This is a genomic window from Blastococcus carthaginiensis, from assembly GCF_030731085.1.
GTDB lineage: Bacteria > Actinomycetota > Actinomycetes > Mycobacteriales > Geodermatophilaceae > Blastococcus > Blastococcus carthaginiensis.
In genome coordinates this window covers 103,160-118,565 of the sequence record NZ_JASNFN010000005.1, presented here as the reverse complement: position 1 = coordinate 118,565, position 15,406 = coordinate 103,160, and the positions used below count along the sequence as shown (strand labels likewise).

Below are 15,406 nucleotides of genomic sequence, written 5' to 3'. Positions count from 1 at the left end.
GGCCGCGGTGAGGCGGGCCTACGCGGACACGCGATTCGGTCAGATCCACTACGTGGAGCATGGCGCGGGGGCGCCGGTGCTCCTGCTGCACCAGACGCCGCGCTCCTGGGACGAGTACCGCGACGTGCTGCCTCTGCTCGGCCGCACCCGGCGGGCGATCGCCATGGACACGCTCGGTTTCGGTGCCTCGGCGACGCCGCGGCAGGAGTGGAGCATCGAGATGTTCGCCGAGGGCGTGGCCGAGCTGTGCGCCGCCCTCGGGCTCCCCTCGGTCGACCTGGTCGGTCACCACACCGGCGGGGTCGTGGCCTTGGAGGTCGCGGCTGCGCATCCCTCCCTGGTGCGCTCGCTGGTGCTCTCGGGCGTGCCGTTCGTCGACGCCGACCGGCGCCGCCGGGTCGCGGCCCGCCCGCCCATCGACGAGGTGGACGCCCCCGTGGACGGATCCCACGTCGCTGCCCTCTGGGCGCAGCGGCGGCCGTACTACCCGGCCGACCGCCCCGACCTCCTCGACCGGCTGCTCCGCGACGCCCTGGGCGTGCGCGACCGGGTGGAGGAGGGGCACCGTGCCGTCAACGCCTACCGGATGGAGGAGCGCGCAAGCCTGGTGAATGCGCCTGTGCTGGTCGTCTGCGGCGAGGACGACAGCTTCTCCCGGCCGGACGTCCAGCGGCTGACGGCCGCGCTGCCGGACGCGGAGGCGATCCTCCTCAAGGGGGTGGGCGTCGCCGCTGTCGACCACGACCCGAAGCAGTTCGCCACGGTCGTCGATGCCTTCCTCACCAGGATCGACCGTCGTGCCGGCGACCCGGCGACGACCCCGGGGGGCAGCCGCCCCACCGGTCCTTCCCCGGAACCCCACGCGGGCTCCACGACCAGAGCGGAACTGGCGCAGTGACCCTATCGACAGACCCCTCGGGTCAGCCCGACACGTCGATCGACGCGTCATCACCCCTGCGAGTCGGCATCAGGATCCCTCCGTGCCGGCCGGTGGGGGAGCTGGTGGAGGTCGCTCAGCAGGCGGAAGAACTCGGCTACGACCAGGTCTGGCTGCCCGATTCACAGCTGCTGTGGCGCGACGTCTACGCGACGGCGGCCGTCGTGGTCGCGGGGACCAGCCGCATCGGTGTCGGCACGGCGGTGACCAACGTGGTGACCCGCCATCCGGCGGTGGTGGCCTCCGCCGCACGCACCGTCGCTGAGCTGGCCCCTGGCCGGTTCACGCTCGGACTCGGGGTCGGGGACAGCGCCGTGCGACCGGTGGGCCTGCGACAGTCCACGGGTGCAGACATGAGAGAGCGAGTCGGCATGATCCGGACTCTCCTCGCCGGTGAGGAGGTCGACTTCCACGGCGTGCGCTCCCGACTGCGGGACCCGATGCCTGACGTGCCGCTCCACATGGCGGCCAGCGGACCGAAGAACCTTCGGTTGGCGGGCGAGATCGCCGACGGCGCCATCCTGCTGTCCGGCGTCGCCCCGGACAACCTGAGCGCCAGCACGTCACGGGTTCGGGAAGGCGCGCGAGCGGTCGGGAAGACCACGCAGGTACCGATCACCGTGTCGGCCTTCTGCCGGGTCACCGACGACGTCGAGGCGGCTGCGCGCGAGCTCAAGCCGATCTGTGCCGGCATCGCGCAGAACGGCGGTGGTTCATTCCTCGAGCTGGCGGGAGTGCACGTCGCTCATGTGCCTCGCCATGTCCTGGGCGTGTACCCGGACCTCGTGCACGCCGAAGACTGGGATCTCGCCGTCCGCGCATGCGACGAGTTCGTGTCGGATGAGGCGGTCGTGGCCTTCGCGCGCCATTTCTGCCTGTACGGGACTGCGGAGGAGATCGTCGGCCGCCTGAGGGCCGTCGCAGCGGTCGGCGCCACTTCCGTGTTCCTGCAGCACGTCGGGTCCTACACGCTGCCCCACGAGTTGCTCACCCTGTTCGCTACGGACGTCATGCCGCGGCTTCGAGTAGCCGCGGTCGGCTGACGTGGTGCGGCATACGAGACCGGCATGACGATCGAACCGCTTCGTCCGGACCACCCGCCGGCGGACCTGAACACGGTCCTCGGCAAGGTGGTGACGGTCCTGTTCGCCTTCCGAGCCGATGACCACTGCGTCGCCCTCGCCGAACTGGGCAGGCGGACAGGCCTGCCCAAGGGGACGTTGCACCGGATCGTCACCGACCTCTTGCAGGTCCGCTTGCTCGACAGGGTCGAGGGTGGGTACCGGCTCAGCGGGCGGGTGTTCCAGCTGGGGATGCGGGCCTCGGTCGAGCGAGGGCTGCTCGAGGTGGCCACCCCGTTCATGGAGGACGTCTACGAGCGCACCCACGAAACCGTGCACCTCGGGGTGCTCGACGAGGACTCCGTCGTCTACGTTGCGAAGATCGGTGGTCATCGCCAGGCCTCGTCGCCTTCCCGGGTGGGGGGTCGCATGCCGCTGTACTGCACTGCCATCGGCAAAGCCCTCTTGGCCTACTCGGGTCCCGAATTGTTCCGGCGGGTGATCGAGGCCGGCCTCGAGAGACGGACGTCGCGGACGGTGACGGCTCCCGGCCTGCTGCGACGGCAACTGGAACGAGTCCTCGAGACCGGGGTGGCCTACGAGTACGAGGAATCAGCCGTCGGTATCGTCTGCGTCGCAGCGCCGATTCTGGACGCCCGGGAGCGGCCGGTCGCTGCCCTCAGCGTGACGGGCCCGTCGACCCGATTCCGACCCGATACCGTCGCAACCATCGTGCGAGCGGCGGCCACTGGGACGGGTGGGGTCCTGGCTCGTCGGGCCAGCGGGGTGTGACAGAGCCCCGCCCGGGCTTCGAGCGACGGTCGACGTGGCTCCTCGTGACCGTGGTCGTGCTGTGCTCCACCATCGCGCAGGCGTTCGGTCGCTTCACGTACTCGCTGCTTCTTCCCCCGATCGAGCGTGAGTTGGCAGGCTCCTATGCGGTGGCCGGGCTGGCCGGCGCCGTCAACGTCCTCGCCTACGTGTTCGGCGTCCTCGTGGTCCGCCTCCTCGGCGCGCGGCTGGGCCCCACGACATCGATCCGGGCAGGCCTGGCGGCCAGCGCGGTGGGTCTGGCGGTCCTGGCCCTCGCGGGAAGCGTGCCGGTGCTGTCCATGGGACTCGCTCTCACCGGTCTCGGTGCGGCATTGATCTGGTTGCCGTCACCTGGCTTCGTAGGGTCGGTCGTGCACCCGTCCAAGCGGGGGCTGGCCATCGGTTTCATCGGGTCGGGGATCGGCGCGGGGATCGTCGTCGCCGGCGCCCTCACCAGCATTGTCCGAGGAGCGGACGGCGCGACCGACTGGCGCAGCGTCTACGCGACCGAAGCGGCCCTGGCCCTGGTGGTGCTCGTGCTGTGCTTCGCCGTCCTGCGGTCGCCGAGCTCGACACCGGCTGCATCCGACCCGGTTGCGGTGTCCCTGCGGCAGGTCCCCGGCTGGCGCGGCCTGACCAGCGGCTACGCCGCTTACGGACTGGCGTACTCGATCTACGTGAGCTACCTGGTGGCCGCGCTCGAGGACGTGGGCTTCTCTCCGGGCCATGCCTCAGCGGTCTTCACGGTGGTAGGGGTCGCGCTGGTCCTCGGTGGTGTGGTGCTGGGACGGCTGTCGGACCGTTGGGGGCGTGGACGGACTCTCGTGCTGGGTCACCTGGTGATGGCCGGCGCAATCCTCCTGGCCATCACTGGCAGGGAACCCCTTGCGACGACGTCAGCAGTATTGTTCGGCCTCATGATGTCGGGGCTGCCGTCGGTCGTGGCCGCCCATCTCGCCGACTTCCTCCCTCCGCGGCAGTTCGGCGCCGTCTTCGCGCGCTGCACCCTCGCGTTCGCGCTCGCGCAGACCTGTGGCACGCCGCTGGGGGGATTCCTCGCGGAGGTCGCGGGAGGCTTCTGGGTCGCCTTCGCCGTGGCCGCCGGTATGGCCGGGCTCGGGGCTCTCCTCAGCCTCGACGTCGTGCGGGCCCGCATCGACCCCGGCGTGGGCGACGTCCGCCGGGGAACTGGCACCGCAGCGCCGAAGTGACTGACGATCCCCGGCTTCTGGATATCACCCGACTCCCACCGGGCGTCACCCGGAGGGTCGGGTGCGCTCGGCCGGCGGACCGGTGGCGAGTTCGAGCAGCGGCGATCGCGCTGCGGTCAACTCCTCAAGGGCGGCACCGGCGGAGCGAGTCAGCCCGCCGGAAGGCCCTGCGACCCGGCTGCACCAGTACAACCATCACCGGCCCCACAGCGCATTCGGACGCCAGACCCCCATTAGGGTCTCCACAAGCTCGCCGGGCGGTACAGCGAGGACGGGCGGCCGGTGCTGCCCGGATCGGTGGAGGCCGACGTGCGACGACCGTCCGGATCCCCCAGTGCCGCATCAGTTGGCATGGAGTAATCGAGTGGTGTCCTCCTGTGTCGGGATGGCTACTCGGCCGGCTCCGTTGTGTGCGCTTGCCGAATCACTTCCTGGCCTCTCTTCCGATGCCCGCATGCTGGCGTTGTGGTCGCCCGGAACACCCGCCCGCTGTCGGGTCAGGGGATCGGGCGGCCCGGCGGCTGAGGTCGTGAAGCCTCACGTCCGGGAGTGCTCCTGCAGCCAGGCCCGCCCCGCATCCGTGATCACCCGAACGTCGCGTTCAGCCTGCAGCAACGGTGGGTCCTGGCGGTAGAGGCGGGCGACGACCTGGCTGTCCTCGAAGAGTTGTCGAGCGAGCTGGCGAGCCTCCAGTCGGTGCAGCCGTCCCTCTGGTGCCTCCACGAAGTGCCGCAGCAGCGTGACCTGGGCCTCGACCTCGCGGCGATCGGTGCCACCGGTGATCGCGGAGCCGCCCTCGTCGTCCAGCACGGCAGCTATCGCCCGGGAGAATGTCGCTACGAGATCACGGACGTGATCCTCCCGGGACGGTGCCTTCGCGGGAACGTCGACGCCCTGCCAGGTGCGTTGCGGATGCCGTCGCAGGTACTCCTGCTCCAGCTCGAGCATTCGTTCGGTGTGGGTCCGGAACTGCGTGGCCGATCCGTTGAGGAAGACCCAGTGGCGCGTGTCGTGTGCGTGGAAGCACTCACGCTCGAGCTCCTCGTCGGACAGTTGGCGCACCGGGACGCCTGATCGATCGGTCATGTTCGTTCCTTCGCTCTGATTCAGGGAACCGGGGGCGGGTCGATCACTGCGTGGGCCGGGCGAGGGGCAGCGAACGACAGCCGAGCAGGCTCCCGGGAGGTGGTCAGGAAGCAGAGTCAACGACTCCTGAGCCGTCTCGGGAAGGAGGCGTCCCGGATCACGGGATCACGACGGAACACACGGGTCCTGCTCAGGCCGACGGTCGGCCGCCAGCACTCCGTCCCCTGCGCTCCGTGCAAGGAGGTGCAGGGGCTCATGTGTGATGTATCGCGGGGGAGGGGGTTCGGGTGGCGGGGCCACTACGACGCGACCAAGTTGCGACCAACGAACCACCCTCAATAGCCCACGATAGTCAACGACGTCTGCTCACGCCTGAAGCCGCTGACCTGCGAGTTCGTCACCGTCCATCAGTGGTCAACGCCGTCAATATCAACTCGCAGGGTCACCATCGGCGCGGTCTCCGAGGCCACTGGCCCGCGCAGGCGGGGGTCGCTGCCCTGATCGTCGGTTCGCAGCCAGCCAGGAGGTCATCGAGGCGAGTCGGCACTCAGCAGGTTCACTGGAGAAGAACTGGAGGCTTTCGGGCGTCTGCCGAGATCGCTCGCGGTCCCCTCTGCTGGCTCCAGCAGTCCGCCGGTTACCCGTGGCCGACAAGTCTGCGTGACTCCTCAGCAGGGGACCGGCTCACAGCCGATCCCCCAAGGACAGACGTCGGTGAGCGTCGTGGGCGCGCTCGACCGCCGTGGAGGCGGCATACCTGGAGAGCATGTCGTCCGAGCGCCAGCCGGCCAGCATCATCAGGTCCCGTTCCTGGCCGCCGCCGGCGAGCCAGCGGTGGGCGAAGGTGTGCCGGAAGCGGTGCGGGTGGACGTCGGTGACGCCGGCCTGCGCGGCGCGGGTGTGGAGCACGTCGCGGGCACCGTCGGGGGTCATCGGGCCGCGCTGGTCGAGCAGCAGCCGGGGGGAACGGGCGTAGGGGTGCAGCGCGCGCACCCGTAGGTAGCGATCGACGGCCTGGGCGGTCTTGGCGCCGAACGGCACGACTCGGGGGCGGGAGCCCTTGCCGGTGACGTAGGCGAGCTCCCGGTCCAGGTCGATGTCGCTCAACTCGAGTCCGCACAGCTCCGAGACGCGCACGCCGGTGTCCAGCAGCAGCCGCAGCACGACTTCGTCCCGGCGGCCCAGGAAGACGCTTCGGTCGTAGACGCCGGGCCGGCCACGGGGCACCGCGCAGACCTTGAGCAGGGCGGTGATCTCGTCGTCGGACAGGATCGGAACCGGCTTATCGGGCGGGCTGGGGATCTCGATGCCGTCGGTCGGAGCGACCTCCAGTTCTCCTTCACTCACCAGCCAGCGGCAGAACCGGCGCATCCCACGCAGCCGCGTGCCGACGGTGGAGGGTTCGGCGGTCTCGGCAAGTTCGGCCAGCCACGCGCTGATCGCGTGCCGGGTCAGCTCGTCAAGCACCGGCTCGCGGCCTCGCTCGATCAGCCACCGGGAGAAGTACCGGACGCTTTGGCTGTACAGCTCGATCGTCCGCGGCGCCTTGGCGGCGGCCCGCAGGTGCCGCCGGAAGGACGCCAGCAGGTCTTCAAGCCGGATCGCCACGGCGGCAGGTTATCGGGCGAGTGAGCGCTGTGCTAGTCCCGAGATGATGTCCGGATCAGCTATCTTGGCTGGTAGAGCGCCTGGCGCGGCTGGGCTGCACCCGCATCGGCTCGCCCGGCATCTTCGGGTAGTCCGGGGGGTAGGGCAGGTCGCCGAGGCCGTCGTCGGCGGCCTGGCGCTCGGCGAGCTCGAGCAGCGGTTCGATGCCGAAGGCGTGGTCGGCCAGGCCGGCGTGCTTGTCACCGACGGCCGCGAAGCGCGCCGGCATGGTCAGCACGGTGAAGTCGGTGGGGTGGACGTCGGGCAGCTCGTCCCAGTCGACGGGTGCGGAGACCGGCGCGTGCGGCCTGGGCCGGATGGAGTAGGCCGACGCGATGGTGCGGTCCCTGGCCATCTGGTTGTAGTCGATGAAGATCTTCTCGCCGCGCTCCTCCTTCCACCACGACATCGTCACCTGGTCGGGCAGCCGGCGTTCCAGCTCGCGGCCGAACGCGATGACCGCCCGGCGCACGTCGGTGAAGGTCCAGCGCGGCAGGATCGGCACGTAGACGTGCACCCCGCGCCCGCCGGAGGTCTTCGGCCACCCCTCCATGCCGAACTCGTGCAGCAGCTCCCGCACGTGCGGCGCGACCCGCACCGCGTCGGAGAAGTCGGTGCCCGGCTGCGGGTCGAGGTCGATGCGGATCTGGTCCGGCGACTCGACGTCGTCCTTGCCCACCGGCCACGGGTGGAAGGTGAGGGTGCCGAGGTTCGCGCACCACGCGACGACGGCGACCGAGTCCGGCGCGATCTCGTCGGCGGTCCGCCCGCTGGGAAACCTGATGTGCGCCGTCGGCACCCAGTCGGGGGCGTTCTTCGGCACCCGCTTCTGGTAGAAGGCGTCCCCGTGGCCGTCCGCCCGCGTGGCCATCTTCGCGTCCGGGGAGTAGCCCCCGGGCCAACGCTCCAGCGTCGTCGGCCGGTCCCTCAGCGCCCCGAGGATCCCCGGGCCGACGGCGAGGAAGTACTCGACGACGTCGATCTTGCGCAGGCCGCGCTCGGCGAAGTACGGCTTCTCCGGGTTGGAGACCCGCACCTCGAGCCCGTCGACCTGCAGGACGACGGCGTCCTTGCTGCCGGCCATTCACCCACTCCGCTCGCTCGGGGAGCGCCGAGTGTCACGCAGGACAGGTCAGCCCGTCCACCGGCGCCACCAGATCGATGAGGTAGGCGTTGACCGCGGCGGTCACGCACTCGGTCTTGGGGTAGGCGGTGTGCCCCTGGCCCTGCCAGGTCAGCAGGACGCCGCTGTCCAGGTCCTCGGCGAGGTCGACGGCGCCGGGCAGCGGGGTCACCGGGTCGCCCGCGTTGCCGATCACGAGGATCGGTGCGCTGCCCTCGGCGTCGCGCTCCGGCATCGGCGTGCGCTCGGCGTCCCACACCGAGCAGGTGAACAGCCCGGCCGCCGCCCCGGCCCCGAACAGCGGGTACCGGGCGCTCCATTCGCCGACCAGCTCGCGCACCCGCTCCTCGGGCACGGTCTCCTCGGTGTCGGCGCAGTTGATCGCCACGTTGGCGTCGAGGAGGTTGGAGTAGGTGCCGTCCTCGAGCCGGCCGCTGTAGTCGTCGGCCAGCGAGAACAGCAGCCGGGCGTCGCCGTTCCGCGCGGCGGCGAGGCCCTGCGCCAGCTGCGGCCAGGAGGCGGTGTCGTACAGCGCGGCCTGCACCGCGGTGAGGATGACACCGGGCGTGGCCTGCCGGGTCTCGCCCTCCTCGCTGCTCGGGACGGGCGTGGTCTGCGTCTGGGCCAGCAGCTCCTCGAGGAAGAGCCGGGGGTCGTCGCCCAGCGGGCAGCCGGCGACGAGGCCGCGGCAGTTCTCCGCGAAGGCGTCGAAGCCGGCCTCGAACGCGGCGGCGCGGGCCTCGGCGTCGGCGACCGCGTCGACGTCGGGGTCGACGGCGGCGTCCAGCACCATGGCGCGCACGCGGCCGGGGTAGAGCTCGGCGTAGGTCGAGCCCAGCGTGGTGCCGTAGGAGTAGCCGAGGTAGGTCAGCTGCTCCTCGCCGAGGGCCTGCCGCAGCTGCTCCATGTCGCGGGCGGTGTCCACGGTGTTGAAGGTGCCCAGCGCCTCGCCGTACTCCTCGGCGCAGCCCTCGGCGATCTCGCTGGAGAGCGCGAAGACGTCGTCGAGCTGCTCCTCGGTGGTCGGGCGCGGCTCCGCGGCGATCGCGCGGTCCTTCAGCTCCTTGGGGATGCACTCGACCGGCGTGGACAGGCCCACGCCGCGCGGGTCGAAGCCGACGACGTCGAAGCGGCGCAGCACGTCCTCGGGGAGGGTCAGCGCCAGCCCGATGGCGGCGTCGGCGCCGGAGCCACCCGGGCCGCCGGGGTTGACCATGAGCGACCCGAGGGGATCGGTCTGCCCGGCCAGCGAGGCGCGGACGAGGAAGAGCGGCAGCGTGGCGCCGCCGGGCTCGTCGTAGCTGATCGGCACGTCGGTGCGGCCGCATTCGAAGGCGATGTCGCGCTCGCTGCCCGGCTGCCCCTCGACGAGCGGCTGGATCTGGGCGTCGCAGTCGGTCCACTCGATCGGCGCGACCTCGGGCTCGGCCGGTGCCGTGCTGGTGCTGGCGGCGGGCTCTTCCGTGGTCTCGCCGAAGGAGGTGCAGCCGGTGAGCACGAGGAGCAGGGCCAGGAGCAGGCCGGACGCGGCGGCCGGGAGGCCACGGTGCAGACGCATGATCACGAGGATAGGGAGCCGAGCGACCTCACCGCCCGCGAAGCCCGCGGCGGGCCCCTCCGGGAGGGCCGCCGCAGAGGGTTCCTACCTAGTCCAGGACCTCGGCCAGGTCGTAGCGCACCGGCACGTCGAGCTGGTCGTACGTGCAGCTGCGGGGGTCCCGGTCGGGGCGCCAGCGGAGGAACTGCCCGGTGTGACGAAGTCGACGCCCCTCGAGCTGGTCGTACTTGATCTCGACGACCAGCTCGGGGCGCAGCGGCACCCACGAGAGGTCCTTCTTGGCGTTCCACCGGCTCACCGCCCCGGGCATCCGCTGCTCGCCGTCGGCCTGCACCTGGGCGTTGGCCCAGTCCTGCCAGGGGTGGCCGTCGAGCGCCTCGGCGCGGTAGGGCGCGAGCTCCTCGACCAGCTCGGCCCGGCGGGCCATCGGGAAGGACGCCGCGACGCCGATGTGCTGCAGCTCCTCGCCGTCGTACAGGCCGAGCAGCAGCGAGCCGACGATCGGCCCGCTCTTGTGCCAGCGGAAGCCGGCGACCACGCAGTCCGCCGTCCGCACGTGCTTGACCTTGGTCATCAGCCGCTGGTCGGGGCCGTAGGGCAGGTCGGCGGACTTGGCGACGACGCCGTCGAGGCCGGCGCCCTCGAACGTCCCGAACCAGCGCTCGGCGGTGGCGGCGTCCCGGGTCACGCTGGTGAGGTGCACCGGGGGGCGGGCGCCGGACAGGGCGGCCTCGAGCCGGGCCCGCCGCTGCGCGAACGGCGTCTCCAGCAGCGATTCGTTCCCCAGGGCGAGCAGGTCGAAGGCGACGAACGAGGCCGGGGTCTGCTCGGCGAGCAGCGTGACGCGCGACTCCGCCGGGTGGATCCGCTGCAGCAGCGCCTCGAAGTGCAGCCGGTCGTCCCGCGGCACGACGATCTCGCCGTCGACGACGCACCGCTCGGGCAGGTTCTCCTTCACCGCGGCGACGACCTCGGGGAAGTAGCGGGTCAGCGGGCGCTCGTTGCGGCTGCCGAGCTCGACCTCGTCGCCGTCGCGGAACACGATGCAGCGGAACCCGTCCCACTTCGGCTCGTAGAACCACTCGTCGCCGACCGGCACCTTCGTGGCGGCCTTCGCGAGCATCGGCTTCACCGGCGGCAGCAGCGGGAGGTCCATGCCGCTCAGTCAAGCAGCCACCGGCGGTCCCGATCGAGATCGCGACCCTCGCCCCGCGGTCGGCGTCCTCGCGGTGTGCGGCGAGGGTGGCTGCTGCGCCGCGAGGTCGGGTCCCCGGGCCCGCGTCCGCACCGTCGGGCCGCACCGTGGAACTAGTACTGCGGCCGTCAACGTTCGCCTGCCTGGCGGCTGCCTTCCCGAGATCGCCGGTGAGGGCCACGGAGTGCGCAGATGGTCAGTTTTCGGCACGGGAATGGCGCGTCTGCGCACATTGTCCTGACGCGAAGCGTTAGCCGGCCCAGCTTGAACCAGTCGAAGGTTGCGTGACGCGGAACTAGACTAGATCGCATGACCAAGTCGGTGGGGGTGCACGAGGCGAAGACGCATCTGTCCCGGCTACTCGAGGACGTCGCCGCGGGGGAAGAAGTGGAGATCACCAACCGTGGTCGGGTGGTCGCCCGGCTGGTCGGTCCGCGACGGCGGACGCCCAATTTCGATCTCGACCGCGGCCGGGTCTGGATCGCCGACGACTTCGACGATCCGCTGCCGGAGGACCTGCAGCGGGCGTTCGAGGAATGGCCGTGAGGGTCCTGCTCGACACGCGCGTGGTCGTGTGGCTGACGCATAGGTCGGAGCGGCTCGGCGCGGCGCGGGACCTGGTGGCCGATGCCGACCGCCGGTTGGTGTCGGCAGTCAGCATCTGGGAGCTGGCGATCAAGCAGCGCCTGGGCAAGCTGTCGCTCGGCTCCGACGTGCGGACGTGGACCCGCCGCGTGGCCGGTGAACTGGCGCTCGACCACCTGCCCGTCAGCACCGAGCACGCCGCCGGCGTCGAGCACCTGCCCGACGTCCACCGCGACCCGTTCGATCGCCTGCTGATCGCCCAGGCCGTCGCCGAGGGCGCAGTCCTCCTCACCGCGGACCGGCGGCTCGTCGGGTACGGCGACGCCGTACGGCTGGTCGGGTGAGCTACGCGCCGAGCGCGTAACGCGTGAAGAGCATCCCGTCCTCCTCGAGCAGCTGGCGCAGCTCCAGCCGGGCGGGGGCGCCCAGGGCGGTGTCCAGGAGCCGGGTCTCGCCGCCGACCAGAGCGGGGGCGATCGACAGGTCCAGCTCGTCGACGACGCCGGCGGACAGGGCGCTGCGCAGGAGCTGCGGCCCGCCCTCGCAGGTGACCTGCTCCAGGCCGCGCCCGGCGAGGGCGGCCAGCGCGGCGGGCAGGTCGACGTCGTCGTCCCCGCAGACCAGCACGTCCGCGCCGGCGGCGGCGAGCGCCGCGCGGCGATCGGGGTCGGCGGCCCCGCAGGTGATCAGGATCGTGGGGGAGACGGCGTCGGTGACCAGGCCGCTCGCCGGGTCGAGCGACGCCCGCCGGGAGACGACCGCGATCGGCGCCGTCGGCGGCCGGCCGAGCACCGCCCGCAGCCGGCCGACGGCGGAGTCCGGCAGCACCGGTCGGTAGCCCTCGGCGGATGCGGTGCCGTGCCCGACCAGGACGACGTCGGCCAGCGCGCGCAGCACCTGGAACACCCGCCGGTCGCCAGGGGAGCCCAGCCCCTCGCTCGCCCCGTCGACGGTGATCGCGCCGTCGAGCGAGGCGACGAAGTTCACCCGCAGCGAGCGACCGGGGGGCAGGCGGTAGGCCTCGACCAGCCCGTCGTCGTCGAGCTGGGCCGGGGCGGGGAGCAGGCGGCGCACGTCAGCGGGTGGCGAGGACGGCGGCGCTCTCGGCCGGCAGCGTCACCGTCTCGCCGTCCACCTCGGGCAGCTCACCGGTGCAGAAGAGGACCTCGCCCACCCGGCGGTCCAGGTCGACCTCGCGCGGCTGGTCGGCGAGGTTCACCGCGACCCGCAGCGTGCCGCGGTGCACGACCAGCCAGCGGTCGGCGTCGTCCCAGGTCACCTCGACCGACGCCAGGTCCGGGTCGACCAGCTCGGGGTGGGCGCGGCGGAGCGCCAGGAGCGAGCGGTGCAGCGCCAGCAGCCGGTCGTGCGGCTCCTCCTCCGGCTCGCTCCAGTCAAGCGTGGAGCGGCGGAAGGTCTCCGGGTCCTGCGGGTCGGGCACCTCGTCGGCGTCCCACCCGTGCTCGGCGAACTCGCCCTTGCGGCCCTCCGCCGTCGCCCGCCCGATCTCCGGGTCGGTGTGGCTGGTGAAGAACTGCCACGGCGTGGACGCGCCCCACTCCTCGCCCATGAACAGCATGGGTGTGAAGGGGCTGGCCAGCACGAGGGTCGCGCCGACGCCGAGCAGGCCGGGGGAGAGGGACGCCGAGATGCGGTCGCCGACGGCCCGGTTGCCGATCTGATCGTGGTCCTGCAGGTAGCCGAGGAACTTCCAGCCGGGCAGGTGCGCGGTGTCCACCGGCCGGCCGTGGTGCCGGCGGCGGAAGCTCGACCAGGCGCCGTCGTGGAAGAAGGCACCGGTGAGCGTCTTGGCCAGGCCGCCCAGCCCGGCTTCGGCGAAGTCGCGGTAGTAGCCCTGGTCCTCGCCGGTCAGCGTGGCGTGCAGCGCGTGGTGGAAGTCGTCGCTCCACTGGGCGTGGATGCCGGTGCCGCCCGCGATCCGCGGGGTGACCATCCGCGGGTCGTTGAGGTCGCTCTCGGCGATCAGGGTCAGCGGCCGGCCGACGGCGGCGGAGAGCCGGTCGACCTCCTCGGCCATCTCCTCCAGCAGGTGGGTGGCCCGCTCGTCGACCAGGGCGTGCACGGCATCGAGGCGCAGCCCGTCGACGTGCATGTCGCGCAGCCACATGAGGGCGTTGTCGAGGATGTAGCGGCGCACCTCGTCGGAGTCCGGCCCGGACAGGTTGACCGACTCGCCCCAGGTGTTCGCGCCGCCCTCGCTGAAGACCGGCATGAACAGCGGCAGGTAGTTGCCGGAAGGGCCGAGGTGGTTGTAGACGACGTCCTGCACCACGCCCAGCCCGCGCCGGTGGCAGGCGTCGACGAAACGCTGGTAGGCGGCGGGGCCGCCGTAGGTCTCCTGCACCGTGTACCAGAGGACGCCGTCGTAGCCCCAGTTGCGGGTGCCGTCGAAGCCGTTGACCGGGAGCAGCTCGACGAAGTCGACGCCGAGGTCGACGAGGTGGTCGAGCTTCGCGATCGCCGAGTCCAGCGTGCCCTCGGGGGTGAACGTGCCCACGTGCAGCTCGTAGACCACGCCGCCGGCCAGCGGGCGGCCGGTCCAGGCGCGGTCGCCCCACGCGTGCGCCGAGGGGTCGAAGCGCCGGGAGAGGCCGTGCACCCCCTCGGGCTGGCGGCGGGAGCGGGGGTCCGGGTAGACCTTCCCGTCGTCGTCGCCGAGCAGGAAGCCGTAGTCGGCGTCGGGCCCCGCCTCGACCTCGGTGCGCCACCAGCCGCCGTCGTCCCGCCGCATCTCGTGGACGGTGCCTTCGACCTCCACGCGCACGCGTTCGGGCAGCGGGGCCCAGACGGAGAACTCGACGGGTGCGGACATGCAGGGTGCCTCCCAGGGCGGACGGGCCTGGCCGGTGGTGACAGGCGCGAGCTTCATGCCCTTCACGCCGACGCCCAACCGTGCCATCCCGGCAGTGGGCGACCGCCGGCCGCCCCGACGGGCCGGCGATGACGCGTGGCTCGGGGCGCACCGGTCGCTGCCGGCGTCCCCGCGCTGACCGCCGGGCGGCCGGTCGGCGGGGTCCCCCTCGGTCGAGGGAAGCGGGGAGGCCGATCACCTCCCTAGCCTCGACGCGACGGCGGGCCGCCCGGGCCCGCCACGGCCCGCGGCCCGCCGACCTCCCGGCGCTTCCCGCAGGAGGACCCGACCCATGCCCCGCAGCCAGCTCAACGCGGTCCTCCGCTCCTGCCTCCAGCCGGCGCACCGCCGGATCGCCGGGCTGCTGCCGCCGACCGCCCGGCGGCGCTACCTGTACCTGGCCGGGCACCGGCACCTGCCTCGCCTGCAGGATCCGCGGACGTTCTCCGAGAAGGTCAACTGGCGCATCCTGCGCGACCGCCGGCCGGAGCTGGCGTGGACGTGCGACAAGCTGGCGATGAAGGAGTACGCCCACCTCTCGCAGCGGGACACCGGCCTGGCCGTGCCCGAGACGCTGTGGTCGGGCGATGACCTGGCAGCGGTCGTGGGTGAGTCGTTCGACCGCGCCTGGGTGCTCAAGCCCAACCACCGGAGCGGCCTCGTCCGGTTCGGGGCGGCCGGGCAGGCGGTCGACGCGTCGACGGTGGGGGCGACGCGGGACTGGCTGCGGGACGACCAGAGCGTGCTGCTGGGGGAGTGGGCCTACAGCCGGGCCCGGAAGCTGTTCCTCGTCGAGGAGGTCATCGGAGGGGGTGAGCCCCTGGACGACTACAAGTTCTTCGTCTTCGACGGGAAGATCGCCGCCATCCAGGTGGACCGGGGCAGGTTCACGAACGACCACGTGCGGACCTTCCACACCCCCGACTGGGAGCCTCTCCCCGTGCAGAAGACGGTGCGGAGCGGGCGGCCGACCGCAGCGCCGGGGAACCTGGCCGCGATGCTGCACGCGGCCGAGGTGCTGGGGCGCCCCTTCGACTTCATGCGGGTCGACCTGTACAGCTCGGGGGACACGGTCTGGTTCGGCGAGCTCACGCCGTACCCGGGCGGCGGCGTCACCCGGTTCGAGCCGGCTTCCTACGACGCGTGGCTCGGATCGCTGTGGTCCCTGCCGACGTCCTCGCACCGCGGTGCCCCGGCGGACGCCCGGCCGGAGGTCCCGACCACGCCGGCCGGGAGCGCGGGCGGCGTGGGCGTCCCCGGACGGACGGGTGCCGGAAGCAGCTACCCCGGCTAGTGTCTGCGGGACCGTGGGGCACCT

The 15,406-nt window shown here is 72.1% G+C and carries 14 protein-coding genes; 7 read left to right on the top strand and 7 right to left on the bottom strand.

From position 1 onward, the window contains the following. Positions 1-7 precede the first annotated feature (7 nt). From QOZ88_RS07575 to QOZ88_RS07560, 4 genes are read left to right on the top strand one after another with little or no spacing between them, the layout of a single operon-like run. Positions 8-898 (top strand): alpha/beta fold hydrolase, encoded by an 891-nt coding sequence (locus QOZ88_RS07575; RefSeq protein WP_305999184.1) that lies wholly within the window; start codon positions 8-10, stop codon positions 896-898. Then, positions 895-1,980 carry an LLM class flavin-dependent oxidoreductase gene (locus QOZ88_RS07570; RefSeq protein WP_305999183.1) on the top strand — a complete coding sequence of 362 codons (1,086 nt, stop codon included), beginning with the start codon at positions 895-897 and terminating at the stop codon, positions 1,978-1,980. Before QOZ88_RS07575 ends, QOZ88_RS07570 begins: the two co-directional genes overlap by 4 nt. A 24-nt stretch (positions 1,981-2,004) precedes the next feature. Beyond that, positions 2,005-2,790, top strand: a complete 786-nt coding sequence (locus tag QOZ88_RS07565; protein WP_305999182.1) for an IclR family transcriptional regulator — start codon at positions 2,005-2,007, stop codon at positions 2,788-2,790. 44 nt (positions 2,791-2,834) lie between these two features. Beyond that, on the top strand, positions 2,835-4,022 hold the full coding sequence (locus tag QOZ88_RS07560; RefSeq protein WP_305999181.1) for an MFS transporter: 1,188 nt from the start codon (positions 2,835-2,837) through the stop codon (positions 4,020-4,022). Positions 4,023-4,559: 537 nt separating this feature from the next. On the opposite strand, the gene QOZ88_RS07555 is transcribed toward QOZ88_RS07560, so the two are convergent. The 5 genes from QOZ88_RS07555 to QOZ88_RS07535 form a co-directional block, all read right to left on the bottom strand. Further along, positions 4,560-5,084, bottom strand: a complete 525-nt coding sequence (locus tag QOZ88_RS07555; protein ID WP_305999180.1) for a DUF6158 family protein — start codon at positions 5,082-5,084, stop codon at positions 4,560-4,562. 708 nt (positions 5,085-5,792) lie between these two features. Then, the gene (locus tag QOZ88_RS07550) at positions 5,793-6,716 is read right to left on the bottom strand and encodes a tyrosine-type recombinase/integrase (protein ID WP_305999179.1); all 924 of its coding nucleotides are present in this window, start codon (positions 6,714-6,716) and stop codon (positions 5,793-5,795) included. Positions 6,717-6,771: 55 nt separating this feature from the next. Continuing rightward, positions 6,772-7,839 (bottom strand): DNA polymerase domain-containing protein, encoded by a 1,068-nt coding sequence (locus QOZ88_RS07545; protein WP_305999178.1) that lies wholly within the window; start codon positions 7,837-7,839, stop codon positions 6,772-6,774. A gap of 34 nt (positions 7,840-7,873) precedes the next feature. Further along, entirely contained in the window at positions 7,874-9,436 is a 1,563-nt protein-coding gene (locus tag QOZ88_RS07540) for an alpha/beta hydrolase (protein WP_305999177.1), read from the bottom strand. 88 nt (positions 9,437-9,524) lie between these two features. After that, positions 9,525-10,592 carry an ATP-dependent DNA ligase gene (locus QOZ88_RS07535; RefSeq protein ID WP_305999176.1) on the bottom strand — a complete coding sequence of 356 codons (1,068 nt, stop codon included), beginning with the start codon at positions 10,590-10,592 and terminating at the stop codon, positions 9,525-9,527. Between the two features lie 348 nt (positions 10,593-10,940). Between QOZ88_RS07535 and QOZ88_RS07530 the strand changes: the two genes are divergently transcribed. Together QOZ88_RS07530 and QOZ88_RS07525 are read left to right on the top strand one after the other, a co-directional pair. Continuing rightward, positions 10,941-11,177 carry a type II toxin-antitoxin system Phd/YefM family antitoxin gene (locus QOZ88_RS07530; RefSeq protein WP_305999175.1) on the top strand — a complete coding sequence of 79 codons (237 nt, stop codon included), beginning with the start codon at positions 10,941-10,943 and terminating at the stop codon, positions 11,175-11,177. Continuing rightward, positions 11,174-11,560: a type II toxin-antitoxin system VapC family toxin gene (locus QOZ88_RS07525; protein ID WP_305999174.1), complete on the top strand. Its 387-nt coding sequence runs from the start codon at positions 11,174-11,176 to the stop codon at positions 11,558-11,560. Before QOZ88_RS07530 ends, QOZ88_RS07525 begins: the two co-directional genes overlap by 4 nt. A 1-nt stretch (position 11,561) precedes the next feature. Here QOZ88_RS07525 and QOZ88_RS07520 read toward each other — a convergent pair whose 3' ends face one another. Both QOZ88_RS07520 and treZ read right to left on the bottom strand, forming a co-directional pair. Next, complete coding sequence (locus QOZ88_RS07520; RefSeq protein ID WP_305999173.1) at positions 11,562-12,290, bottom strand: dihydrofolate reductase family protein; 729 nt, start codon at positions 12,288-12,290, stop codon at positions 11,562-11,564. Between the two features lies 1 nt (position 12,291). Beyond that, positions 12,292-14,049 (bottom strand): malto-oligosyltrehalose trehalohydrolase, encoded by a 1,758-nt coding sequence (treZ, locus tag QOZ88_RS07515; protein ID WP_305999172.1) that lies wholly within the window; start codon positions 14,047-14,049, stop codon positions 12,292-12,294. Between the two features lie 331 nt (positions 14,050-14,380). On the opposite strand from treZ, the gene QOZ88_RS07510 reads away from it, so the two are divergent. Beyond that, positions 14,381-15,382, top strand: coding sequence for an ATP-grasp fold amidoligase family protein (locus tag QOZ88_RS07510; protein WP_305999171.1), 1,002 nt, complete (start codon positions 14,381-14,383; stop codon positions 15,380-15,382). The last annotated feature ends 24 nt before the right edge of the window (positions 15,383-15,406 follow it).